Annotated in this window: 19 protein-coding genes and 1 pseudogene; 16 read left to right on the top strand and 4 right to left on the bottom strand. The window is 62.9% G+C overall.

Translation table 11 applies throughout. The features are described 5' to 3' along the window. Positions 1-96: 96 nt before the first annotated feature. Complete coding sequence (rpoD, locus tag NFH97_RS04575) at positions 97-1,932, top strand: RNA polymerase sigma factor RpoD (protein ID WP_108131339.1); 1,836 nt, start codon at positions 97-99, stop codon at positions 1,930-1,932. A gap of 216 nt (positions 1,933-2,148) precedes the next feature. On the opposite strand, the gene NFH97_RS04570 is transcribed toward rpoD, so the two are convergent. Beyond that, positions 2,149-2,796 (bottom strand): hypothetical protein, encoded by a 648-nt coding sequence (locus tag NFH97_RS04570; RefSeq protein ID WP_108131340.1) that lies wholly within the window; start codon positions 2,794-2,796, stop codon positions 2,149-2,151. A 179-nt stretch (positions 2,797-2,975) separates the two neighbouring features. After that, positions 2,976-3,899, bottom strand: coding sequence for a LysR substrate-binding domain-containing protein (locus tag NFH97_RS04565; protein ID WP_124802750.1), 924 nt, complete (start codon positions 3,897-3,899; stop codon positions 2,976-2,978). A gap of 239 nt (positions 3,900-4,138) precedes the next feature. Between NFH97_RS04565 and NFH97_RS04560 the strand changes: the two genes are divergently transcribed. From NFH97_RS04560 to NFH97_RS04530, 7 genes and pseudogenes are all read left to right on the top strand, one after another. Then, on the top strand, positions 4,139-5,518 hold the full coding sequence (locus tag NFH97_RS04560; protein ID WP_349624502.1) for an L-serine ammonia-lyase: 1,380 nt from the start codon (positions 4,139-4,141) through the stop codon (positions 5,516-5,518). A 335-nt stretch (positions 5,519-5,853) separates the two neighbouring features. Further along, a complete protein-coding gene (locus NFH97_RS04555) occupies positions 5,854-6,630 on the top strand; it encodes an ABC transporter ATP-binding protein (protein WP_349624501.1) in 777 nt (258 codons plus the stop codon). Beyond that, complete coding sequence (locus NFH97_RS04550) at positions 6,627-7,379, top strand: ABC transporter ATP-binding protein (protein WP_045991865.1); 753 nt, start codon at positions 6,627-6,629, stop codon at positions 7,377-7,379. Before NFH97_RS04555 ends, NFH97_RS04550 begins: the two co-directional genes overlap by 4 nt. A gap of 139 nt (positions 7,380-7,518) precedes the next feature. After that, the gene (locus tag NFH97_RS04545) at positions 7,519-8,766 is read left to right on the top strand and encodes an ABC transporter substrate-binding protein (RefSeq protein WP_108448079.1); all 1,248 of its coding nucleotides are present in this window, start codon (positions 7,519-7,521) and stop codon (positions 8,764-8,766) included. Between the two features lie 70 nt (positions 8,767-8,836). Next, positions 8,837-9,724 carry a branched-chain amino acid ABC transporter permease gene (locus NFH97_RS04540; RefSeq protein WP_045991867.1) on the top strand — a complete coding sequence of 296 codons (888 nt, stop codon included), beginning with the start codon at positions 8,837-8,839 and terminating at the stop codon, positions 9,722-9,724. Between the two features lie 70 nt (positions 9,725-9,794). Next, complete coding sequence (locus NFH97_RS04535) at positions 9,795-10,712, top strand: branched-chain amino acid ABC transporter permease (RefSeq protein WP_371931873.1); 918 nt, start codon at positions 9,795-9,797, stop codon at positions 10,710-10,712. Between the two features lie 177 nt (positions 10,713-10,889). Continuing rightward, positions 10,890-11,879, top strand: a pseudogene (locus NFH97_RS04530) (IS30 family transposase). On the opposite strand, the gene NFH97_RS04525 reads toward NFH97_RS04530, so the two are convergent. Then, the gene (locus tag NFH97_RS04525) at positions 11,869-12,039 is read right to left on the bottom strand and encodes a hypothetical protein (RefSeq protein ID WP_222515611.1); all 171 of its coding nucleotides are present in this window, start codon (positions 12,037-12,039) and stop codon (positions 11,869-11,871) included. The pseudogene NFH97_RS04530 and the gene NFH97_RS04525 sit on opposite strands and share 11 nt — an antisense overlap. A gap of 183 nt (positions 12,040-12,222) precedes the next feature. Here NFH97_RS04525 and NFH97_RS04520 point away from each other — a divergent pair, with 183 nt between their 5' ends. Further along, a complete protein-coding gene (locus NFH97_RS04520; RefSeq protein ID WP_222515610.1) occupies positions 12,223-13,359 on the top strand; it encodes a hypothetical protein in 1,137 nt (378 codons plus the stop codon). Between the two features lie 657 nt (positions 13,360-14,016). On the opposite strand, the gene NFH97_RS04515 is transcribed toward NFH97_RS04520, so the two are convergent. Beyond that, complete coding sequence (locus NFH97_RS04515) at positions 14,017-14,946, bottom strand: LysR family transcriptional regulator (RefSeq protein WP_045994981.1); 930 nt, start codon at positions 14,944-14,946, stop codon at positions 14,017-14,019. A gap of 184 nt (positions 14,947-15,130) precedes the next feature. Here NFH97_RS04515 and NFH97_RS04510 point away from each other — a divergent pair, with 184 nt between their 5' ends. The 7 genes from NFH97_RS04510 (at position 15,131) to NFH97_RS04480 (ending at position 24,089) form a co-directional block, all read left to right on the top strand. Then, complete coding sequence (locus tag NFH97_RS04510; RefSeq protein WP_045994980.1) at positions 15,131-16,240, top strand: S-(hydroxymethyl)glutathione dehydrogenase/class III alcohol dehydrogenase; 1,110 nt, start codon at positions 15,131-15,133, stop codon at positions 16,238-16,240. Between the two features lie 209 nt (positions 16,241-16,449). Continuing rightward, positions 16,450-17,307, top strand: a complete 858-nt coding sequence (gene fghA / locus NFH97_RS04505) for an S-formylglutathione hydrolase (RefSeq protein ID WP_045994979.1) — start codon at positions 16,450-16,452, stop codon at positions 17,305-17,307. A 577-nt stretch (positions 17,308-17,884) separates the two neighbouring features. Continuing rightward, positions 17,885-19,000 carry a choline metabolism transcriptional regulator GbdR gene (gene gbdR / locus NFH97_RS04500; RefSeq protein WP_045994991.1) on the top strand — a complete coding sequence of 372 codons (1,116 nt, stop codon included), beginning with the start codon at positions 17,885-17,887 and terminating at the stop codon, positions 18,998-19,000. 198 nt (positions 19,001-19,198) lie between these two features. Beyond that, positions 19,199-19,897 carry a monofunctional biosynthetic peptidoglycan transglycosylase gene (gene mtgA, locus NFH97_RS04495; RefSeq protein WP_045994978.1) on the top strand — a complete coding sequence of 233 codons (699 nt, stop codon included), beginning with the start codon at positions 19,199-19,201 and terminating at the stop codon, positions 19,895-19,897. Positions 19,898-20,182: 285 nt separating this feature from the next. Then, on the top strand, positions 20,183-21,196 hold the full coding sequence (locus tag NFH97_RS04490) for a dipeptidase (protein WP_045994977.1): 1,014 nt from the start codon (positions 20,183-20,185) through the stop codon (positions 21,194-21,196). A 42-nt stretch (positions 21,197-21,238) separates the two neighbouring features. Further along, complete coding sequence (locus NFH97_RS04485; RefSeq protein WP_222515607.1) at positions 21,239-21,784, top strand: DUF5943 domain-containing protein; 546 nt, start codon at positions 21,239-21,241, stop codon at positions 21,782-21,784. Positions 21,785-21,986: 202 nt separating this feature from the next. After that, complete coding sequence (locus NFH97_RS04480) at positions 21,987-24,089, top strand: oxidoreductase (protein WP_349624500.1); 2,103 nt, start codon at positions 21,987-21,989, stop codon at positions 24,087-24,089. The last annotated feature ends 29 nt before the right edge of the window (positions 24,090-24,118 follow it).

Genomic DNA, 24,118 nt, shown 5'->3' with positions numbered 1-24,118 from the left:
GAAGTGGCCCCAAAACCGCTATACTGTCCGGCTTACCGAGTTTCTCCACCTTAGCGCTTCAGGTGCTTCATTCTTCTTCGTCGAGATAGGGTTTCTATGGCTGGAAATGCGCAGCAGCAGTCACGTCTGAAGGAGTTGATCGCGCGCGGCAAGGAACAGGGCTTCCTGACCTATGCCGAGGTCAACGACCACCTTCCCGAAGATATCGCCGACCCCGACCAGGTGGAAGATATCATCGGCATGATCAATGACATGGGTATTAACGTCGTCGAGGAAGCTCCCGACGAAGATACCCTGATGATGTCGGATCACTCAACCGATGAATCCGCGGCTGAAGAGGCAGTGGCGGCCCTGGCCGCGGTGGAAAGCGATGTCGGTCGCACCACGGACCCGGTGCGCATGTACATGCGCGAGATGGGCACCGTCGAGCTGTTGACTCGTGAAGGCGAGATCGAGATCGCCAAGCGCATCGAAGAAGGCACCCGTGAAGTCATGTCGGCGCTGGCCTATGTGCCGGGTGCCGTCGAGTCGATCCTCGATGCCTACGATGCCACCCAGGACGAGGAAGCGCCGGGACGTCTCTCTGACCTGTTTTCCGGCTTCATCGACCCCGACGAAGGCATCCCCGGCGTGGCCGAGGCCGAAGTGCCCGAGGTAGACGAGCAGGCTGCCAGCGACGACGACGAAGACGGCGAGGAAGAAGAGGACGACTCCGGTGGTGGTCCGGATCCGGAAGAGGCCCGTGCGCGTTTCGGGCAGATTCGCGAGCAGAGCCAGGCCGCCAACGCCGCCATCGAGACCCACGGTCGTCAGTCCCGTGAGGCTCAGGAAGAGCTGGCACGTCTGGCCGAGCTGTTCTCTCCGATCAAGCTGGTGCCTAAGCACTTCGAACGTCTGGTCGGACAGGTCCGCATCAGCGTCGAGCAGGTGCGTGCCCAGGAAAAGACGGTGATGCAGCTCCTGGTGAAGCAGGCCAAGGTGCCGCGCAAGGCCTTTATCAAGGCCTTCCCGAGCAACGAGTCCCGGCTCGACTGGCTCGACGACTTCATGGCCGACAACGCCCGCTACGCCGATCGTCTCGCGCCGCTCAAGGCCGACGTTCAGCGTGCCCAGCGCAAGATCGCCTTCGAGGAGGAGATGATCCAGCTGCCGGTGAGCGAGGTGAAGGAGGTCAATCGTCGCCTGTCCATCGGTGAGGCCAAGGCTCGCCGTGCCAAGAAGGAGATGGTCGAGGCCAACCTGCGTCTGGTCATCTCCATCGCCAAGAAGTACACCAATCGCGGCCTGCAGTTCCTCGACCTGATCCAGGAAGGCAACATCGGCCTGATGAAGGCGGTGGACAAGTTCGAATATCGTCGCGGCTACAAGTTCTCGACCTACGCCACCTGGTGGATTCGTCAGGCGATCACGCGTTCCATCGCCGACCAGGCGCGCACCATCCGTATTCCGGTGCACATGATCGAGACCATCAACAAGCTCAACCGCGTTTCGCGGCAGATGCTGCAGGAGATGGGGCGCGAGCCGACGCCTGAAGAACTGGGCGAACGTCTCGAGATGCCGGAAGACAAGGTGCGCAAGGTGCTCAAGATCGCCAAGGAGCCGATCTCCATGGAGACGCCGATCGGTGACGACGACGATTCGCACCTGGGTGACTTCATCGAAGACTCCACCATGGTGCTGCCGATCGACTCGGCCACCGGCGAGGGCCTCGTCGAAGCCACGCGCAACGTGCTCGGTGGCCTGACCGCCCGCGAAGCCAAGGTGCTGCGGATGCGCTTCGGTATCGACATGAACACCGACCACACCCTCGAGGAGGTCGGCAAGCAGTTTGACGTGACCCGCGAGCGTATCCGTCAGATCGAGGCCAAGGCGCTGCGCAAGTTGCGCCATCCGACCCGCTCCGAACCGCTGCGCTCCTTCCTCGACGAGTAACGCCTGTCTCGACCGAGCAGGGCTTGTTTCGACAGCGAAGCAGTAGGGTGAGCACAGGACGCCCGTGGCGGAAGCCACGGGCGTTTTTTCATGTCATCGAATCAGGGTGAAGCGCTGCCGCAAGCGAGCGTTTCCGGCGAGCGAAGGCTGAAAGTGACAACGCCCGCGGTGATGGCCGCGGGCGTTGTCGTGTCACGACGCTGTGGTGGTCGCGAGCTATTGGCTTCTGGCCTGGCGCCGGCGGATCCACAGCACCAGTTCGACCATGGCGAACATCAGCAGGGTATAGCCGAACAGTTCCGTGACCTCTTCGGCGGCGTCCTTGAATACCCTGACGTAGCGTTCGGCGAGCAGGGCCTCCCACATCTCGCTGCGGCCGTAGAGCCGCGAGAAGGCAAAGGTGCAAAGGAAGCCTGCTGCAAACAGGCCGAAGGCGAAGCTTTCGACGAACTCCTCGAACTCGCGTACGAAGGCGTGACGCTGGCGAAGCACGCAATAGAGAATGGGCAGCAGCAGCAGGGTCACCAGGGTCTGCCAGGCGCCGTCGAAAACGTAGGCGTCGAGAAAGGCGTCCTGCTCGCGAATCAGGGCGGCGCCGAGCAGACCGAACATCAATAGCGTCACCCGTGGCAGGCCGCCCAGCACCTGGCGGGCGTAGATCAGCAAGAGGCAGCTGATCAGCAGCCACAGTGTCTGCATGCTCTCGGTAAAGCCGACTTCGCTGAAGCGAATCTTTTCGGGCAGGCCGGTCTCCCACAGCACGCCCTGCATCATCGCGCCGATGATCAGGATATAGAGCAAGGCTCTGGCGCAGGTCGCGCGAAAGCTGATGGTAGGCGTGATGGAAGGGGGGGTATTGAGCATCCCTCTCAATCTCCAGAAAAGGGGTGTATCTGGAAGTGATTATACCCGTCGAGCCGGGGGAGTGTCTGGGAATCCCGAAGGATTCTTCGCCAGTCTTCGCCATATGCTTATACAGCATAGGTAAGGCGCAAGACAGGTGCCCGATGGCTTGGTCAGGGCCGCTCGTCCAGGCACGGGGGCTAGTGGTTAGCGCTGCGGCCGGCCTCCTCCACCAGCCAGTCGTGCACGGCCTTGACCCGGCGATCGTCGGTGGCGCCTGCCGCGTGGACGATGCCGTACTGCTTGCCACTGTCGACCCGGGCACGGAAGGGGGCGATCAGGGCGCCGCTCTTCAACTCGCTGGTGATCAGTGTTTCCCGGGCGATCGCCACGCCCATGCCGGCGATGGCGGCCTCCATGGTGAGGTGATTGCGGTTGAAGGTGTAGCCACGCTCCAGATTGATCGAAGGGGCGCCGATGGCGGACAGGTAGTGGCGCCACTCGCCATACTCCTGGCTGCCGCGCCAGGCGGTGATGTCATGCAGCAGCGGGTACCAGGCCAGGTCTTCGGGACGTCTGAGCGGTGGGCGGCCCTTCAGCAGGCCGGGTGAACAGACCGGGAAGATGCGTTCCTGCATCAGCGGGGTGATGGCAAGTCCCGGATAGTGGCCGTCGTTGAGGTCGAGCGCGAGGTCAAAGTCGCCGTCACGCAACGAGATGTTGCTGTCCTCGGCGGTGATATGCAGTTCGATATCGGGAAACCTGGCCTGCAGACGCGGCAGGCGGGGCATCAGCCACTTGTTGAGGAAGGAGGGCACCGAGCGCAGGCGGATGACCCCGCTCATTACCCCGCTGCGCAGGCGACTCACCTCGAGTCCCACCGCCTGGTAGGCGTCGTCCACCACGGCGGCCAGGCGCTTGCCTTCCTCGGTCAGTTCCAGGCGACGGGGCAGGCGCCGGAACAGCTTGAAGCCCAGCCGGTCCTCCAGCTGCTTGATCTGCTGGCTGACGGCGCCGGTGGTGACGTGCAGTTCCTCCGCCGCTCGCGTGAAGGACAGGTGGCGGGCGCTGACGGCGAAACCCTTCAGCCAGGCGTGGGTCTGGGCGTTGAGCAGTCGACTCATTGCGATGTGTTCCGACAAGAGGTCATGGTCTGGCCGTGGTATGGCGGTGGTTTAGGTATGGTTTAGCTGAGCTATAGTGAAGGCAAGATATTCTGCCTTGTCCATCGAAGCGATGGCAGCCAGCATAACGATATCCCGGAGGCACGACAGCCCTCGCTTTAGCGAAATTGACCTCGCAGGTCTCGGACCTCCGCCCCTCATGCCCCACACTTCGCGTCATTCGTACAAGAGGCAGCGCCATGGCTATCAGCGTATTCGACCTGTTCAAGATCGGGATCGGGCCGTCCAGCTCCCACACCGTGGGGCCGATGAAGGCCGCCTACGACTTCGTCGAGGCGCTGCGGTCGCAGGACCTGCTGGAGCGCGTCGCGGGGATCGAGATTCACCTCTACGGTTCGCTGTCGGCCACCGGCAAGGGCCACGCCACCGATCGCGCCTGCGTGATGGGACTGATGGGTGAGCGTCCAGACCGCATCGATCCGGCCGTTGTTGGCCCCTGCATCGAAGAGCTGCTCGAGAGCCAGACCCTGTTGCTCGGTGGTCAGGTGGCGGTGCCTTTCCTGTGGGCCAGAGACCTTAAGTGGCACGAGGAGAGCCTGCCCTATCACCCCAACGCCATGACGCTGGTGGCCAAGGGGCACAGCGAGGAGGTCAAGCGCGAGACCTACTACTCGGTCGGAGGTGGCTTCGTCATCGACGAGGCCCAGGCCCGGGACGGAGCGCTGGATTCCGACACCACCCCCTTGCCTTACGACTTCAACAGCGGCGCGGAACTGATGGCGCTGTGTCGTCTGCATGGCATGAGCATCAGCGAGCTGATGCTGGAAAACGAGAAGGCCTGGCGCAGCGAAGCCGAGGTGCGCTCCGGTCTGTGGGATATCTGGCAAGCCATGCAGGCCTGCGTCAACCGTGGTGTCGAGGGGGAAGGGGTGTTGCCTGGCGGGCTCAACGTCAAGCGTCGCGCCGCGTCACTGTATCGCCGTCTCGAGGCGATGGGCGATGACGCGGGGCTGATCGCCACGACGTTTTCGGCGATGGACTGGGTCAACGTCTACGCCCTGGCGGTCAACGAGGAAAATGCCGCCGGTGGGCGCATGGTCACCGCGCCCACCAATGGCGCCGCGGGGATCATTCCCGCCGTGCTGCACTACTACATGAAGTTTCAGCCCGGTGCCTGTGAGAAGGACGTGGTCAACTTCCTGCTGACCGCCGGCGCCGTCGGCATCCTGTGCAAGAAGAATGCCTCCATCTCCGGCGCCGAGGTGGGCTGTCAGGGTGAGGTGGGATCGGCCTGCGCCATGGCCGCGGCCGGACTCGCCGAAGTCATGGGGGCCAGCGTTCCCCAGGTCGAGAACGCCGCCGAGATTGGCCTCGAACACAACCTGGGGCTGACCTGCGATCCGGTCGGAGGCCTGGTCCAGGTGCCCTGCATCGAGCGCAATGCGATTGCCTCGGTCAAGGCCATCAACGCCGCCCTGATGGCCTGTCGCGGTGATGGTGAGCACTTCATCTCGCTGGACAAGGCCATCCGCACCATGCGCGACACCGGCGCCGACATGCAGGAGAAGTACAAGGAAACCTCCAAGGGGGGGCTCGCCGTCAACGCCATCGAGTGCTGAGCAGGACGCGGGCGCTGGTCGTGGTGGCTGACCAGTCGCTCGACGAGGACCGAACCATTGGAGCCTCTTCTTTCAGGCCCCCGTCGCGCCAGCGCGACGGGGGCCTTGTGCTTTTCAGGGGGAAAACCTCGCGGGGCCAAGGTGTTGCCGGTTTGTCGTAAGCAACCTATTGAAATGCGGAGAATACATCTTTGGTCTTGTTCAACGCTTGGCCAATTGCGTCGGGCCTTTGACTCTTCTAGCTTACGTAAACGTAAAGTAGAGCGTCGCCATCGCGGCATCGAACAACCATAACAACCTCAAGCCAGGGACCCCGGTCCCGCAGAGGACGCCACATGACCCAGCAGTACGTGCTAGAGACCCGTGGCCTGACCAAGTCGTTTCGTGGCTTCACCGCCGTGGACGGCGTGGATCTCAAGATCACGGAAGGGCATATCCACGCCCTGATCGGCCCCAACGGCGCCGGCAAGACCACGGTCTTCAATCTGCTCACCAAGTTTCTTCCGCCGACCCGCGGCGAGATCCTCTATCGCGGCAAGCCGATCACCCGCATGCGGGCCAACGAGATCGCGCGGCTGGGGCTGGTGCGTTCGTTCCAGATATCCGCCGTGTTCGCCCACATGACCGCGCTCGAGAACGTGCGTGTGGCCCTGCAGCGCAAGCTCGGCACCTCCTTCCACTTCTGGAAGTCAGAGCGCTCGCTGGAGCCACTCAACCAGCGTGCCATGGAACTGCTCGAGCAAGTGGGACTGGCCGACGTCGCCGATGTCCTCACCGTGGAGCTGCCCTACGGACGCAAGCGTGCGCTGGAGGTGGCCACCACCCTGGCGCTGGAGCCCACCGTGATGCTGCTCGACGAGCCCACCCAGGGCATGGGAGCCGAGGACGTCGACCGTATCGTCGAGCTGATTCGGCGGGTTTCTGCCGGGCGTACCGTGTTGATGGTCGAGCACAATCTGAGCGTCGTCAGTCGTCTTTGTGATCGCATCACCGTGCTGGCCCGGGGCTCGGTACTGGCCGAAGGCGACTATGCCAGCGTCTCGGCCGATCCGGCGGTGCGTGAAGCCTACATGGGCAGTGAAGCCAGCGTCGGTGAGGAGGTCAGCGCATGAATCAGACTCTCGACAGGCCAACTGCGTCACCGGCGGTCGGCGCCCACGGCGACGAAGCGCTCAGTCTAGCGGACGTCAACGCCTTCTACGGCGAGTCGCATATCCTGCACGGCGTGGAGCTGCGCGTGAAGCGGGGAGAGCTGGTGACCCTGCTGGGGCGCAACGGGGCAGGACGCAGCACCACCCTGAAGACCATCATGAACATGGTCGGTTCGCGCAGTGGCTCGATCAAGATCAACGGCCAGGAGACCCTGGCCATGAAGCCTCATCACATCCCGCGTCTGGGGGTCGGCTACTGCCCCGAGGAGCGTGGCATCTTCGCCAGTCTCGACGTCGAGGAGAACCTGCTGCTGCCGCCCACCGTGCGCTCGGGCGGAATGAGCCTGGATGACATCTACGCCATGTTCCCCAACCTCTACGAGCGGCGTCGCAGTCAGGGGACCCGGCTGTCCGGCGGCGAGCAGCAAATGCTGGCGATGGCCCGCATCCTGCGTACCGGGGCCGAGATCCTGCTGCTCGACGAGATCACCGAGGGGCTGGCACCGGTCATCAACCAGAAGCTCGCCGAGGTGCTGATTACCCTCAAGTCTCGGGGCATGACCATCGTGCTGGTGGAGCAGAACTTCCGCTTCGCCGCGCCCCTGGCCGATCGCCACTTCGTGATGGAACACGGTCGCATCATCGAGACCATCGAGGCGCGTGATCTGGACGCTCGTCGTGAGCACCTCAACAGCCTGCTCGGGGTCTAGTGTCCATGGCCGCTGTCTTCCAGGCTTTAGATAACCTTTGCATCAACCACAAGATGTCCGGCAGTAGCCGTTCAACAACCACTTTCTAAACAACAACCTATTCAACAACAACAAGGGCCGCTGGCCCCAGGAGCCTCCCATGACCAAGGTACACGCTTCCTCCCCCCGTCTTGCCCGCCGCCACCTGGCCCTGGCGGTCGCCGCCGCCACCGGCCTGGGCCTGGCATCGTCGGCCATGGCGCAGGACGCCATCAGCGATGGCGAGGTGCGTATCGGCTATCTGGCCGACATGTCCGGCACCTACCGTGACCTGGCCGGCCCCGGCGGCCTCGAAGCGCTGAAGATGGCGGTGGAGGACTTCGGCGGCGAAGTCGCCGGTGCCCCCATCGAGGTGTTCAGCGCCGACGATCGCAACAGCGCCGACGTGGGCGCCAACACCGTGCGCGGCTGGGTCGACCAGCAGAACGTCGACCTGGTGGCCGGCATGGTCGCCTCCTCGGTGTCCATCGCCGTGACCAAGGTGCTGGAGGAGGCCGGCGGTCTGGCCATCATTTCCGGCTCGGCGGCCTCGAGCATCACCAACGAACACTGCACCCCGAACCATATTCACTACGTCTATGACACCTATCCGCTGGCCAACGGTACCGCCAAGGCGGTGGTCGAGCAGGGCGGCGACAGCTGGTTCATGCTCACCGCCGACTACGCCTTCGGTCATGCCCTCGAGAGCGACGTGGAAAAGGTGGTCACCGACAACGGTGGCACCATCATCGATCGCGTTCGCCATCCGTTCCCGACCAGCGACTTCTCCTCCTACATCCTTCAGGCCCAGGGCTCCGGCGCCAAGATCGTCGGTCTGGCCAACGCCGGCTCCGACACCGTCAACGCGATCAAGACGGCCAGCCAGTTTGGCCTGACCCAGAGTGGCCAGCAGCTGGCCGGCCTGCTGATCTTCCTCAACGACGTCCATGCCATGGGCCTGGAGACGACTCAGGGCCTGTTGTTGACCACCGGCTGGTACTGGGACATGGATGACGAGTCCCGCGAGTGGGCCGAGCGCTACTTCGAGCGGGTGGGCAAGATGCCGACCATGGTTCAGGCCGGCATCTACTCCAGCACCACCCAGTACCTGAAGGCGCTGGAAGAAGCTGGCACCGACGATCCTGCCACCGTCAGGGCCAAGCTGGGCGAGGCGCCGATCAACGACTTCTTCGCTCGCAATGGCCAGATTCGCGAGGATGGCCGCATGGTGCATGACATGTACCTGGCCGAGGTGAAGGCTCCCGCCGACTCCGAGGGCGAGTGGGACCTTTACGAGATCCAGGCCACGATCCCGGCCGAAGAGGCCTACCGTCCGCTGTCCGAGAGTTCCTGCAAGCTCGTCAACTGAGCCGCCCGCGCTCGATCTACGCCGGGGTCTCCAGGGTGGTGCCCCGGCCTGATGCTCAAGGGAAATCATCATGACCATGATATTCGGCGTACCGCTGGCGGTGTTCATGGGCCAGCTGATGCTGGGGCTGATCAACGGCGCCTTCTATGCGCTGCTCAGCCTGGGGCTGGCGGTCATCTTCGGTCTGCTGAAGATCGTCAATTTCGCCCACGGCGCCCAGTACATGCTGGGTGCCTTTGCTGCACTGCTCGGGGCTCAGTACCTGGGCATCAACTACTGGCTGGCGCTGTTGCTGGTGCCGCTGGTGGTCGGCGCCTTCGGTGCTCTGCTCGAGCGTCTGGTGCTGCGGCGCATTGCCCATCTGGATCACCTCTATGGGCTGCTGCTGACCTTCGGCCTGGCGCTGATCTTCGAGGGTAGCCTGATCAACCTGTTCGGCGTGTCCGGGGCCAGCTACCCGATTCCCGAGGCGTTGAGCGGCGGCATCAAGCTGCCCTTCATGTTCCTGCCGACCTATCGCGGCTGGGTGCTGGTGGCGGCACTGGTGGTGTGCCTGGGCACCTGGTTCATCATCGAGCGCACCCGGCTTGGCGCCTACCTGCGGGCGGGCACCGAGAACCCCGCCTTGATGCAGGCCTTCGGCGTCAACGTGCCGCTGCTGGTCACCTTGACCTATGGCTTCGGGGTGGCCCTGGCGGCCTTCGCCGGGGTACTCGCCGCGCCCTTGTACCCGGTGTCACCGACCATGGGCTCGAGTCTGTTGATCGTGGTCTTCGCGGTGGTGGTGATCGGCGGCATGGGCTCGATCCTCGGTGCCATCCTGACCGGTCTTGCCATGGGGCTGATCGAGGGGCTGACCAAGGTGTACTACCCGGAGGCAGCCAACACCGTAATCTTCCTGGTGATGATCATGGTGCTGATGCTGAGGCCCGCCGGGCTGTTTGGAAAGGAGGCCTGAGATGTCCACAACCACTACCTCGCCGACACCGACTCAGACCCGGGCCCGCGCCGCGCGCCGACGCCAGGGCATGCTGATGATCGTGTTGCTGGCCATCGCCCTGGTCGCGCCGCTGTTTGCCTACCCGGTGTTCCTGATGAAGGTGCTGTGCTTCGCGCTGTTCGCCTGTGCCTTCAACCTGCTGCTGGGCTTCGCCGGGCTGCTGTCCTTCGGCCATGCCGCCTTTCTCGCCACCGGGGGCTACGTCACCGGCTTTCTGCTGTCGAGTTATCCGGGCCTGACGCCGGAACTCGGGATCGTCGTCGGCACCCTGGCGGCGGTGATCCTCGGCACCCTGTTCGGGGCGCTGGCGATCCGTCGACAGGGCATCTACTTCGCCATGGTGACCCTGGCGCTGGCCCAGATGATGTTCTTCTTCTACATCCAGGCGCCCTTCACCGGGGGCGAGGATGGCCTGCACGGTGTGCCGCGGGGCAAGCTGCTGGGGCTGATCGATCTGTCCGACAACCTGGCGATGTACTACGTGGTGCTGGCGATCTTCGTGATCGGCTTCGCCATCATCCAGCGCACCGTGCACTCGCCCTTCGGTCAGGTGCTCAAGGCCATCCGCGAGAACGAGCCACGGGCGGTGTCGCTGGGCTACAACGTCGACGCCTACAAGCTGGTGGCCTTCGTCATCTCGGCGGGGCTTGCTGGCCTTGCCGGCGCGACCAAGACGGTGGTGTTCCAGCTTGCCTCGCTCACCGATGCCCACTGGCACATGTCCGGCGAGGTCATCCTGATGACCCTGGTCGGTGGTGTCGGCACCCTGTTCGGCCCGCTGGTCGGCGCTGGCCTGGTGGTCAGCCTGCAGACTCAGCTGGCGCAGTCGCCGCTGGGCAACTGGGTCAGTGTCATCCTGGGGTCCATCTTCGTGCTCTGCGTCCTGAGCTTTCGCAGCGGTATCGTCGGCGAGATCCAGAACATGGTACGCAAGAACTTCAAATAGACACGGCGATTGCCGCTGTTCTCCCGCTGCCCGGCCTCTAAGGTCGGGCTTTTTTTTGTTGTAATTCTGACGTTTCCTGGATTCATAGAATAACCGCAGCACCTTGGACAGCACGGTAGAGGCAGGAGGGCCAGCGCCGGTACCCTCCCTGCTTTACCGACCAAAGTGAAGCAGAGCATGAGATACCGACAGCTGACCCAGACCCAACGATACCAGATCCACACACTATGACTTGGGCATCAGCCAGCGGCAGATCGGCAGGGAGCTGGGCCTCCACAGCAGCACGATCAGTCTGAGCTGCGCCGCAACGCCACTGCCGATGGCTATGATCCCGGGCAGGCCCAGGCCCTCAGTGATCATCGGCGCCGTACCGCCTGCAAGTGGACGAAGCGCCTGCCGAGCATGATGGCCGCCGTTGTCGGCCGGCTGCGTGAGGAGTGGAGCCCACAGCAGATCAGCGGCTTCATGGCGCCCTTGGCCGGTGTAGGTGTCAGTCATCAATGGATCTACTCGCTGATCTGGGATGACAAGGCACTGGGGGGGAATCTCTGGCGGCATCTCCGTCAGCCCAAACGTCGCAGAAAGCACCGGGCTCAGGCTAAGAGCGCCGGGCTGGGCAAGATCCCCAGCCGGGTCGGTATCGAGTACCGCCCGGCTGAGGTCGATGGTCGGCGCTTCATCGGCCACTGGGAGGGCGACACCGTGATTCAGGGGCACAAGCAATCGGGGCTGTTCACGCTGGTAGAGCGTCGCAGCGGCTATTCGCTTGCGGCCCGGCTGCCCAGGATCTCGGCGGAGCTGACGCAAGCGGCCATGATCCGCCTGTTAAAGCCGCGTCGGGGAGCGGTCCAGACCATAACGCTGGACAATGGCTCGGAATTCGCCGGCCATGAAGCCGTGGCCAAGGCGGTGACGGCGGCGACGTACTTCGGTGATCCCTACTGCTTCGGTCAGCGTGGGTCCAACGAGAACACGAATGGGCTGATACGGCAGTATTTCCCCAAAGGAACGGACTTCCGCCAGGTCACCGACGCCAAGCTGCGTAGGGTGGTCAACAAGCTGAATAACCGCCCCCGAAAGCGGCTCGGTTATCGGACACCGGCGCAGGTATGCTTGGGGGAATACTCAGGAGCCCTGCATACCGCAGGTGCTGCGCTTATTGCTTGAATTCAGGGTCCTTCAGCAACCAGGGCGCTTCAAGGCCCAGGCCGAGGGTCAGAATCTGCGTGCCGTCCATGTCGTACCTCCTGTCCATGTGGAGGTCATATCCTGGCCCAGCTCTGGGGGCGAATTCCACACCCAGCGACGAAGAGCCTGATTTTTTCATGCAGAATTTTCCTGCGTTTAGCATACGGAAAATTCTACTTTTGAGCACACTGGTTTTTCGGGGGATTACCGGTGTCAGGTTCACGGGGTGAGGAGATTGATATTGATCATCCCAAAATGGCACATATAATTAATCAGCTGGCGACCACTTATCTTTCGATCCGTAACTTTGAGGTTGGAAAACATGTGCTGGACTAATAATAATTATAATCGATTTATCACCTTCGCGTTATTGCTCAGCTTTGCATCAATAGCCTTCTCTGGTGAAGAAAGTCTCGTGAACGAGAACTCACTTTACAACGACCCTGATCTCTGTATCGTCGATAAATCCGGTCAGCGCAACGGCCTCTGGCACACATGTTATTCTGTGCTTAGATCAAGGGTTGCGCCCGAAGAGACCATCGTCTGCGATACCGGCATGCTGCGCGGAGAAGGCTATTGTCGCGTACTCCCGAAAGAGATTTGCACGCTGGTGGAGGGGGCTGCGCGTAGTGGGGACCTGCCATGCTGGGTAAATGAAGACCTCAATGATCCGGAACGGGGAGTCATCGGCTGGCGCCCTGTTCGCTCTCTCGAGGCACAAGAGCCTGTACTCAAACTAGTCGATTTCATACTGATGTCTGCGGTAAGGGTGGGCAAGGACAGAGTGGTACATCGGCTTTCTCAAACGATGGAAAAGCTTGAGCAAGCTGACTTCGAGATGGGCCGTCTCGACATGGACTACGCCTCCGATCGAGTATGCAATGCTGGAAAACATCTGACATTTTATATGCAACTCGTGGAGGAAAGTTCTATTACGAGAGAGATGGTGGGCTCAGTCAATGCGATTTCGCCAGATCCACATATGGACCCGTACGAGCATTACTGTGTTAGTGCGATTTTATGCACCAGTTTATCTCGCAGTACCTCCCCGGTGATCGATGGACTCGCTGACTCCTATTTCGTCATCAACCAACTACAGTGTCAGGATGAAATAGGAGTCAGCGAGAAATTGCATCTCAGTGAAGATATAGTGGAGCGGGCTCGCGCAGAAGCATCCTTTGGACCGGCGGAAGTAGCGGCCACGAGAATCATTTTCGCTGGTGACTCCATGAGCGATACTGAGTTGCTCCAGGCACGGGACGCCATTCACGCTTACCTACTTCCCGAATTTCAGGATCAACCAGCAATATTTGATTATAGCCGTTTCGAAGCGCTAACCAAGGCTCCATCACTACAAGAAACCGGTGGGGTGATGCTGGAGTTAGTTATCCTCGATCGTCTTGCTCGTCTTCGAGGAACAGAGCTTCCTGAGATCGCGGCGATGTTGTTCCGGGAATGAAGACGAGTGCCTCTCCGGCTAGCATATTCCCTTTGTGACCGTATAATAGTTTCTGCTGAAAATGGTTATATTAACTCCCAGAGGGAAATTGCCTTTGCTTATAAAGGGAAAATGCCAGTTGGTCTGGTGGAAGTTGATTATGAAGCGGCTCTTAGACGGTTTATCGGAGCGGCTAATGCCGGTGATAAGATTTCTTCTTCTAATGTTGCTCAAATGTTTTATGATGGTGATGGTGTTTCTCAAGACGAAGAAAAAGTCTTTGAATGGATGTCTAAAATCGAAGGGCTTCCCTATGGTAATCCGATGGATGGCTTTTCTGGCTTGGCAAAAGTCTACGAAGAAGGAATCGGTACAGATATCGATCTCGTCCAGGCATACAAATACTGTGACCTCCTTTCCCCAGCAGGCGACGATGATAAAGCCCGCCTCGAAGCACAAATGACCCCCGAGCAAATCCGTGAGGCCATCCGTCTTTCCCATCAGTGGCAGGAAGAACACAATATCTTTGTTCCCAGCTACTACGGCCTCGAGTATCAGGAGGATGGGACTTTTCTCAATAGTTACAGATGTCAGGCAATAGGAGGCAAGGCTTTTGGTGGCCAGGCGTTGAAGGCCCTCGATACGAAAGTGTATCGAGGGCCTTTTTGTCGCTGGGGGTTAATCGGATGGCGCTGGCTCGTCGATGCCTCGCCGGTCGCGATATCGCGGTGGCAGGCGCTCTGCGAGGTGTTCGGCCAGGTAGTCGATGACCACGCGGACCTTGGGGGAGCGGTGGCGGTGGTGGGGGGTGACGGCCCAGACGCCGGTATCGCTGTGACGGTAGGTGTCGAGCACCGAGACCAGCTCACCCCGGGCCAGGTGATGCTCGACGTAGTAGTCGGGAAGCTGACCCAGGCCCACGCCTTTCAGTACGGCGTCGAGCAGGGCCGGGCCGGAGTTGCCCTGCCAGGGGCCCTTGATCGCCACTTCCCGGGGAATGCCGTCGACGGCGAAGCGCCAGCGATCGCGTGAGCCATGCAGGCAGCGGTGGTGCTTCAGCTCGGACAGGGCGTGGGGCTGCGAATAGCGCTGGAAGTAGTCGGGGGAGCCCACCACGTACTCGCGGCGATCGGCCAGGCGGCGGGCGATCATGGTGCTGTCCTCCAGCGTGCCCATGCGGATGCCGATATCGAAGCCTTCCTCGATCAGGTCCACCTGGCGGTTGGTGAAGTGCAGGCGCACGCCGAGCTGGGGGTACTGGATCAACAGGTCATTGATCAGAGGCGCCACGTAGCGCTCGCCAAAGGTGGTGGCGCAGGTCAGCGCCAGCTCGCCCCTGGGGTGAGCCTCGAAGTCCTTGACCACGGCGTCGGCCTCGCGAAAGCCGTCGACCAGCGCCTCGCACTGCTGATAGTAGAGCCGACCGGCCTCGGTCAGGCTTATCTGGCGGGTGGTGCGATACAGAAGCGGCGTATCGAGCCGGCTTTCCAGGGCGGCCACCTGTCGGCTGACGTGGGAGCTGGATACACCCAGGCGTCGGGCGGCGGCGGCAAAGGACTTCAGGCGTACCACTTCGATAAAGGCTTCAATGCCGGCCCAAGGATGCATGGAGCTCTCCATTGTTGCGAGACAGCAACAATGTTATGCCGAATGCGTGCTTTATCCCAGTCCGTAGCGAGGTCTAGACTGTGGTCATCATCCACCGGGTCAGGATGACCCGTGCCCCTTACTTCAGTGCGCCAGGCTTGGTCGTTCATGCCTGGCGTGCAACCCCCGATCCGAGGAGATTGCCATGAAGTCTCGCGCCGCCATTGCCCTGGAAGCCGGCAAGCCGCTTACCCTGACCGAAATCGACGTCGAAGGCCCCAAGGCCGGCGAGGTGCTGGTCAGGGTGGTCGCTACCAGCGTCTGTCACACCGACGCCTATACCCTGTCCGGGGCCGACCCGGAGGGGCTGTTTCCTTCGGTACTGGGCCACGAGGGTGCCGGTGTGGTGGAAGAAGTGGGGGAGGGCGTCACCAGCCTGAAGCCCGGCGACCACGTCATCCCGCTGTACACGGCCGAGTGCGGCGAGTGCAAGTTCTGCCGTTCGGGCAAGACCAACCTGTGCAGCTCGGTCCGCGCCACCCAGGGCAAGGGCCAGATGCCTGACGGCACCACGCGCTTCTCGCTGGATGGCAAGCCGCTCTATCACTATATGGGCACTTCCACCTTCAGCGAGTACACCGTGGTGCCGGAGGTCTCGCTGGCCAAGGTGTCCAAGGAAGCGCCGCTGGACAAGATCTGTCTGCTCGGCTGCGGGGTGACCACCGGGATCGGCGCGGTAATGAACACCGCCAAGGTCGAGCCGGGTGCCACCGTGGCGGTGTTCGGTCTCGGTGCCATCGGCCTTGCGGTAATCCAGGGTGCGGTGATGGCCAAGGCCGGTCGTATCATCGCCATCGACGTGAATCCGGACAAGTTCGAGCTGGCCAAGCAGTTTGGCGCCACCGACTTCGTCAATCCGAAGGACTACAGCGATTCCATCCAGCAGGTGATCGTCGACCTGACCGACGGTGGCGTCGACTACTCCTTCGAGTGCATCGGCAACGTCAACGTCATGCGCTCGGCGCTGGAGTGCTGTCACAAGGGCTGGGGCGAGTCGATCGTCATCGGTGTCGCCGGCGCCGGCGAAGAGATCTCCACCCGGCCTTTCCAGCTGGTGACCGGTCGGGTATGGAAGGGCTCCGCCTTCGGTGGCGTCAAGGGCCGTAGCCAGCTGCCGGGCTACGTCGAGCAGTACATGAAGGGCGAGCTGAACATCGACGACTTCATCACCCACAACATGGAGTTCGAGAAGATCAACGAGGCCTTCGACCTGCTTCACGCCGGCGAGAGCATCCGCACCGTACTGCATTACTGAGCCGATAGCATCGAGACGGCGCTGATGAGGCCACGCCCGCCTGACCCAAACGATGGGCCAGGCGGGCGCCGATTGGCGGTGAGTCGATTGCTGGCGCAGTATTGATGCCAGCTCGCCCCACCGCCAGACGGCCGCGTCGTCCGCCAGAACGCACCGCGTCGTTTTATCCGCCCCGGACCTCGGGGCTTCATCGTTGAGGGGAAGTCGCCATGTCCATGAGCGAACATCTGGAACTGGTCAGCGCCAATCGCAGCTTCGGCGGCTGGCACAAGCGCTATCGTCATCATTCGCGGGCGCTGGACTGCGAGATGACCTTCGCCATCTACCTGCCGCCCCAGGCCGAGACGGAGAAGGTGCCGCTGCTGTGGTGGCTGTCGGGGCTGACCTGCACCGACGAAAACTTCATGCAGAAGGCCGGTGCCCATCGGCTGGCGGCGGAACTGGGCATCGCCATCCTCTGCCCCGACACCAGCCCCCGGGGGACTGACCTGCCAGGTGAGCACGACAGCTACGATCTGGGGTCCGGGGCGGGCTTCTACGTCAACGCCACCCAGGAGCCGTGGAAGGCTCACTACCGGATGTATGACTACGTCACCGAGGAGCTGCCTTCGGTGGTTCGTCAGCACTTCCCGCTCAACGGTCGCGAGTCCATCAGCGGTCACTCCATGGGAGGCCACGGTGCCTTGATTCTGGCGTTGCGCAAGCCGGGACACTACCGCTCGGTGTCGGCGTTCTCGCCGATCGTCAATCCGACCCAGTGCCCCTGGGGGCGCAAGGCGTTCTCGGCCTATCTGGGCGAGGATTCCAGCAAGTGGACCCAGTACGACGCCTGTGAACTGGTGGCCCGTGGCGCCTCACGGCAGCCGTTGTTCATCGACCAGGGCGACGCCGATGACTTCCTCGATGAGCAGTTGTGTCCGGAGCGGCTGGAGGCGGTCTGTGCCGAGCGCGATCACCCGCTGATCCTGCGTCGTCAGCCCGGCTACGACCACAGCTACTTCTTCATCGCGACCTTTATCGAGGATCACCTGCGCTACCACGCCGAGAAACTCTACGCCAAGCGCTGAGTGAGACTTCTCGCCAGCCTGCAGTACCCTCCAAGGTATCCACCACGGCCCCCGATCATCGGGGGCCGTGGTGTTTCTGGGCTTATTTTTTTGCCCGGGATTTCTGCGGCCTGAACTTCCGGACCATGGAGTGGGGGAAGAGAGTGCTGGGTGTTGGCGTGTCCGGGCAGGGGGTGGGCGTGCGCTGGCTGGCGAGCCAAAGGCGGCGTCCCGGCAAGGCATCAACGGGTCGCCTGGAGAGATAGCCCTGTCGTGAATGGGGAAATATGGCCGATCCTTTGCCTTGTCAGGTGACAGATGCGACCTCGTCATAGTCACCTGCGACATCATTGTCGGAGACGACTGGTCAAGCGGCAGCCGATAGCGATTATTGTGATGCCGAGACTCAGTCGCCAGGCGTAAAGTCGTCGGAGAAAAGCACGGACGCTCCTGCCTGCGATACCCGTAGCGACGCTGGCAACGTCGAGGGTGTCGACACCATGCGCGAGTCCTGTTCCGTTTACGACGTCGCGATAACAACAAATGGACGTGACGGTACCTCGTGGCTTGCGACGAGGAGGCCGACGCTGTGGAGAAGATGACCATGACCCTGCCTAGCCGGCCCGAGGGGCCACAGACCGTAGGTTTTCTGCTGCTCGAGCATTTCACCCTGATCTCGCTGGCCTCGGCCATCGAGCCGCTGCGCATGGCCAACCAGTTATCGGGCCAGGAACTCTATCGCTGGTTCACCCTGAGCCTGGATGGTGCGCCGCTTCAGGCCAGCGACGGCCTGACCGTGACGCCGGACTCGTCGATCACGGTGCCGCTGTCGCTGGATATGGTCGTGGTCTGCGGCGGCGTGGCGCCGACCCGCCATGTGCACCAGGGCCACGTCAGCTGGCTGAAGGCCCAGGCACGCCACCTCAAGCGATTTGGCTCGGTGTGTACCGGCGCCTGGGCGCTGGCCCGGGCCGGGCTGCTCGAGGGTTATGAGGTCAGCACCCATTGGGAGTGCCAGGCAGCGCTGCAGGAGGCCTACCCGGGCATCGGCCTGACGTCGAAGCTGTTTGCCATGGACCGGGACCGTTTCACCTGCTCCGGCGGCACGGCGCCGCTGGACATGATGCTGACGCTGATCGGGCGAGACCATGGGCGCGAGCTGGCGGCGGGCATCTCCGACATGTTCGTGTGCGACCGGGTGCGTGGTGAGCAGGACCAGCAGCGGGTGCCGCTCAAGCATATGCTCGGCACCACCCAGCCGCGACTGCAGGAGATCGTCGCGCTGATGGAGAACAACCTTGAGGAGCCCATCGACCTGGACGAGCTGGCCCGCTACGTCAGCCTGTCGCGGCGCCAGCTGGAAAGGCTGTTCCAGCGCAACCTGCACTGCTCGCCGTCGCGCTATTACATGCGCCTGCGGCTCAATCGCGCCCGTCAGCTGTTGAAGCAGACCTCGATGTCGATCATCGACATCGCCGCCGCCTGTGGCTTCGTCTCCACCCCGCACTTCTCCAAGTGCTACCGCGAGTGCTTCGGCCTGCCGCCGCGGGAGGAGCGACTGGGCTGGAGCGCCTTCTCGCCGGTGGTGGCCGGTAGCACCGTATCCCCGCTGCTGGCGGCTGCCCCTGACGAACCGGTATCCCGGGCGCTGTCGGCGTTGGAAGAAGCGCGGGGGGAGCCGACCTACGGCAGCTTCAAGGTGTTGCCCAAGTAGCGAAGGGCGTGTTGAACAATGCGCCTTCGCTGGCCGAATTTGCTGGCCGAGGCCAGGGAGCAGGCTTCGGCATGCCTGGACGCCAGATATCGGCAGGAGGGCCTTTGGCCACACCGGTAAAATGCTGACAGCGGCGATTGCCCGCCCCACCCAAGGCCTTGATATACTCCCCGGATCGATTCCAACCGAGCCCGATGCATGCGCAACTGGTGGCGCCCTCTCAGCCGACTTCTGCTACGCGCCACCCTTGCCTTTGCGCTGGGGTCAGTGGTGCTGGTGCTGGTGTTTCGCGTGGTGCCGGTGTTCGGCTCCATGGTGATGCTGGAGCGCGAGGTCTCGTCCTGGTTCTCCGGCGAGCCGCTGGACATCCAGCAGCGCTGGCGTCCCTGGGATGAGCTGTCAGACAACGCCAAGCTGGCGGTGATTGCGGCGGAAGACCAGCGCTTCCCCGATCATCATGGCTTCGACCTGGTGGAGTTGAAGCGTGCCATCGAGTCCGCCATGAACGGAGGCTCGCTGCGCGGGGCCAGCACCATTACCCAGCAGACCGCCAAGAATCTGTTTCTGTGGACCGGGCGGGACTATGTGCGCAAGGTGTTCGAGGCCTGGTTCGCCACCCTGATGGAACTGCTGTGGCCCAAGGAGCGCATCCTCGAGGTCTATCTCAATATCGTCGAATTCGACCGGGGGGTCTTTGGCCTGGAGGCCGCCAGTCGCCACTACTTTGGCGTCGGTGCCGATCAGTTGAGCGCCGCCCAGGCGGCCCGCCTGGCGGCGGTGCTGCCCAACCCGCGAGAGCGCAGCGCCTCGCACCCGGGGCCGCGCACCGCCCGTCACGCCGCCTGGATTCAGCGACAGATGAATAACCTGGGCCTTGGCTACCTGGAGAAGCTGTAGCCGGCAGGCGTCGCAGTCCTTGATCCTTTGGGTTCTGTCCATTCGCTTCTTTTTCCCTTCGCCCCTTTGCTTCCGGCACGTCTTCGCGGTGTTTTGAGGCGCGTCGTTTCGCTTCTTTCCTTTGCCCACGGGTGCCTTTTGTCGCTGCCGGAACGGCGGTGACGCTTTTGGAATTCTCGTCGTCGCAATCAGGCGTCGTGGCCCCCCGGGGCGGCGCTATCCTGCCCGCACAACGCCAGCGTTCTGCTGCTGGCGCTCTCCCTGAAGCGGGTAAGGACAACAGCGATGAACTCCCCTCTGACGCAAACCGAAACTGGTGCCATCGACGCCCGGGCGCTTCACCGCGAGGCCACGGTGATCGACGGTCTGATCATCGCCAAGTGGAGCCGTGAACTCCTCGAAGACATGCGCCGTGGTGGGCTGTCGGCGGCCAACTGCACCGTGTCGGTGTGGGAGGGGTTCCAGGCCACGGTGGACAATATCGTGGCCACCAACGCGCTGATGGAAGAGTGCAGCGACCTGGTGCTGCCGGTGCGCACCACCGCGGACATCCGGCGTGCCAAGCAGGAAGACAAGACCGGCATCATCTTCGGCTTTCAGAATGCCCATGCCTTCGAGGACCAGATCGGCTACGTCGAGATCTTCAAGAAGCTCGGCGTCGGTATCGTCCAGCTCTGCTACAACACCCAGAACCTGGTGGGCACCGGCTGCTACGAGCGCGACGGTGGCCTGTCCGGCTTCGGTCGCGAGATCGTCGCCGAGATGAACCGGGTCGGGGTGATGTGTGACCTGTCTCACGTTGGCGCCAACACCTCGCGCGAAGTGATCCTCGAGTCGTCCAGGCCGGTCTGTTATTCCCACTGCCTGCCCTCCGGGCTCAAGGAACATCCGCGCAACAAGTCCGACGAGGAGCTCAAGTTTATCGCCGACCACGGCGGCTTCGTCGGCGTGACCATGTTCACCCCCTTCCTGCGGGCCGGGGTCAACGCCACCATCGACGACTACGTCGAGGCCATCGTCTACGTGATGAACATCGTCGGCGAAGACGCCATCGGTATCGGCACCGACTTCACCCAGGGCCACGACCAGGCCTTCTTCGAGTGGCTGACCCACGACAAGGGCTACGCCCGTCGCCTGACCTCCTTTGGCGAGATCATCAACCCCAAGGGCATTCGCACCATCGGCGAGTTCGGCAACCTCACCGAGGCGCTACTGCGCCACGGCCTCAGCGAGGCCCAGGTGCGCAAGATCATGGGCGAGAACTGGGTACGGGTGCTGGCCGATGTCTGGGGCGAATAGCACATAACCACCACAACAATACCGCCTGCCAAGGAGTCGACCGTGACCAAGATGGCGCCTGAACTGCCCATAGAGGTGGACGTCGAGACCGGTGTCTGGACCACCGACGCCCTGCCGATGCTGTATGTGCCGCGACACTTCTTTATCAACAACCATATCGCCGTGGAGCAGGCGCTGGGCGTCGAGGCCTACGCCGAGATTCTCTACCACGCCGGCTACAAGAGCGCCTGGCACTGGTGCGAGAAGGAGGCCGAGTTGCACGGTCTGGCCGGCGAGGCGGTGTTCGAGCACTACATGACGCGTCTGTCCCAGCGGGGCTGGGGCCGCTTCATCACCGAGGCCATCGACCTGGAGGCGGGTACCGCCCGGGTGCGACTGGAACACAGCGCCTTCGTCTACCAGCTGGGCAAGGTCGGCTACCGGGTCGAGTACATGTTCACCGGCTGGTTCGCCGGTGCCATGGACCAGATTCTGGCGGCCTCGGGGTCGGCACTTCGCACCCGTGCCGAGCAGACCCAGAGCGCCGCCGAGCCAGGCTGCGAGGTAGGCCGCTTCGAGGTCCAGCCGCTCGCCACCGTGTCTCGCTGAGCTGCGCTATCTCGTCGATTCGGCGCGCCGCCCTGGTCTCCCTGTTGGGTGACCCTGTTCAGCAACCCCATCGGCAAGCTCAGCCAGCAACCTCCGTCGGCGAGCCCAGCCAGCGGCTCCCGTCAGCGACCCCAGTCAGCGACCACCGCAGGCCAAGGCGTCTGTCGTGGTTCCACCTTCGTCCGGGCAGAGGAGTTTCCCCATGGCCTTTGACGCGATCTTCGAGCCGATCACCATCGGCAGTCAGACCATTCGCAATCGCGTGGTCAGCACCGCCCACGCCGAGGTCCACGCCACCGACGGTGGCATGACCACGGAGCGCTACGTGCGCTACTACGAGGAGAAGGCCAAGGGCGGCTGCGGGCTATGCATCTGCGGCGGCTCCTCGGTGGTCTCCATCGACAGCCCCCAGGCCTGGTGGAGCTCAGTCAACCTGTCCACCGACCGCATCATCCCGCACTTTCAGAATCTGGCCGAGGCGGTGCACCGCCACGGCGGCAAGATCATGATCCAGATTACCCATATGGGGCGTCGTTCGCGCTGGGATGGCCACGACTGGCCCACCCTGGTGTCGCCCTCGGGCATCCGCGAACCGGTCCATCGTTCCACCTGCAAGACCATCGAGGAAGAGGAAATCTGGCGTATCGTCAGTGACTTCGCCCAGGCCGCTCGCCGGGCCAAGGAGGGCGGTCTCGATGGGGTCGAGCTGTCCGCCGTGCACCAGCACCTGATCGACCAGTTCTGGAGCCCCCGCGTCAACAAGCGCGAGGACGCCTGGGGCGGCACCTTCGAGGGCCGCATGCGCTTTGGCCTGGAGGTGCTCAAGGCGGTGCGTGCCGAGGTCGGCGACGACTTCGTGGTGGGCATGCGCATCTGCGGCGACGAGTTCCACCCCGATGGGCTGACCCACGACGACATGAAGGCCATCGCCGCCTACTACGACGCCACCGGCAAGGTGGACTTTTTCGGCGTAGTCGGCTCCGGCTGTGACACCCACAATTCCCTGGCCAACGTCATTCCCAACATGTCCTATCCGCCGGAGCCTTTCCTGCACCTGGCCGCGGGCATCAAGGAAGTGGTCAGCGTGCCGGTGATCCACGCCCAGAACATCAAGGACCCGACCCAGGCCAACCGCATCCTCGAAGGCGGCTACGTCGACCTGGTGGGGATGACCCGGGCGCATATCGCCGACCCCCACCTGATCGCCAAGATCAAGATGGGCCAGGTCGATCAGATCCGTCAGTGCGTCGGTGCCAACTACTGCATCGATCGCCAGTACCAGGGTCTCGACGTGCTGTGCATCCAGAACGCGGCGACATCGCGGGAGTACATGGGCCTGCCGCATGTCATCAGCCAGAGCGAAGGCCCGAGGCGTCGCGCGGTGGTGGTGGGTGGCGGTCCCGGCGGCATGGAGGCCGCCCGGGTGTTGGCCGCGCGCGGCCACGAAGTGACCCTGTTCGAGGCCGAGGACAGCCTGGGCGGCCAGATCACCCTGGCGGCCAGGGCCCCGAGTCGCGACCAGATCGCCGGGATTACCCGCTGGTATCAGCTCGAACTTGCCCGGCTCAAGGTGGACCTGCGCCTGGGCACCCGGGCCGATGTACCCACCATCGACGACCTGAGGCCCGACCTGGTGGTGCTGGCCACCGGCGGACAGCCGTTTCTCGACCAGTACGCCGACTGGGGCTTCGACCCTGACCCGGAAAAGAGTCTGGTTGTCAGCACCTGGGACATCCTCTCGGGCAAGGTGGCACCGGGCCAGAACGTGCTGGTGTTCGATTCCATCTGCGAGTTCTCCGGGGTATCCGCCGCCGACTTTCTGGCCGACAAGGGCGCCCGGGTCGAGATCGTCACCGACGACATCAAGCCCGGGGCCGCGGTGGGGGGCACCACCTTCCCCACCTACTACCGCAGCCTGTACGAGAAGGAGGTCATCATGACCTCGGACCTGATGCTGCACGAGGTCTACCGCGAGGGGGTGTCGCTGGTGGCGGTGCTCGAGAACGAGTACAGCGGGGTGCAGGAAGAGCGTGTGGTCGACCAGATCGTGGTGGAGAACGGCGTGCGCCCGGACGAGCGGCTCTACCTCGAGATGAAGGAGGCCTCGCTCAATCGCGGTCAGGTCGATCTGGAAGCGCTCTATGCGGCCAGGCCGCAGCCCTGCCTGGCGCACCTGGACGGAGAAGGTCGCAGCGCTGGAGATCGCAGCGCCGGTTTCGTGCTGTTCCGACTGGGCGACGGGGTGGCGCCGCGCAACGTGCACGCCGCCATCTATGACGCCCTGCGTCTGTGCAAGGACGTTTGAGCGAGCCACGAGGGTGGCCCAGTCGCCGC

The organism is Halomonas sp. SCS19, from assembly GCF_040147015.1.
In the GTDB taxonomy this organism is placed as follows: Bacteria; Pseudomonadota; Gammaproteobacteria; order Pseudomonadales; family Halomonadaceae; genus Halomonas; species Halomonas litopenaei.
Note: the sequence above shows the minus strand (reverse complement) of the source record. Positions and strands in the feature narration are given on the sequence as shown.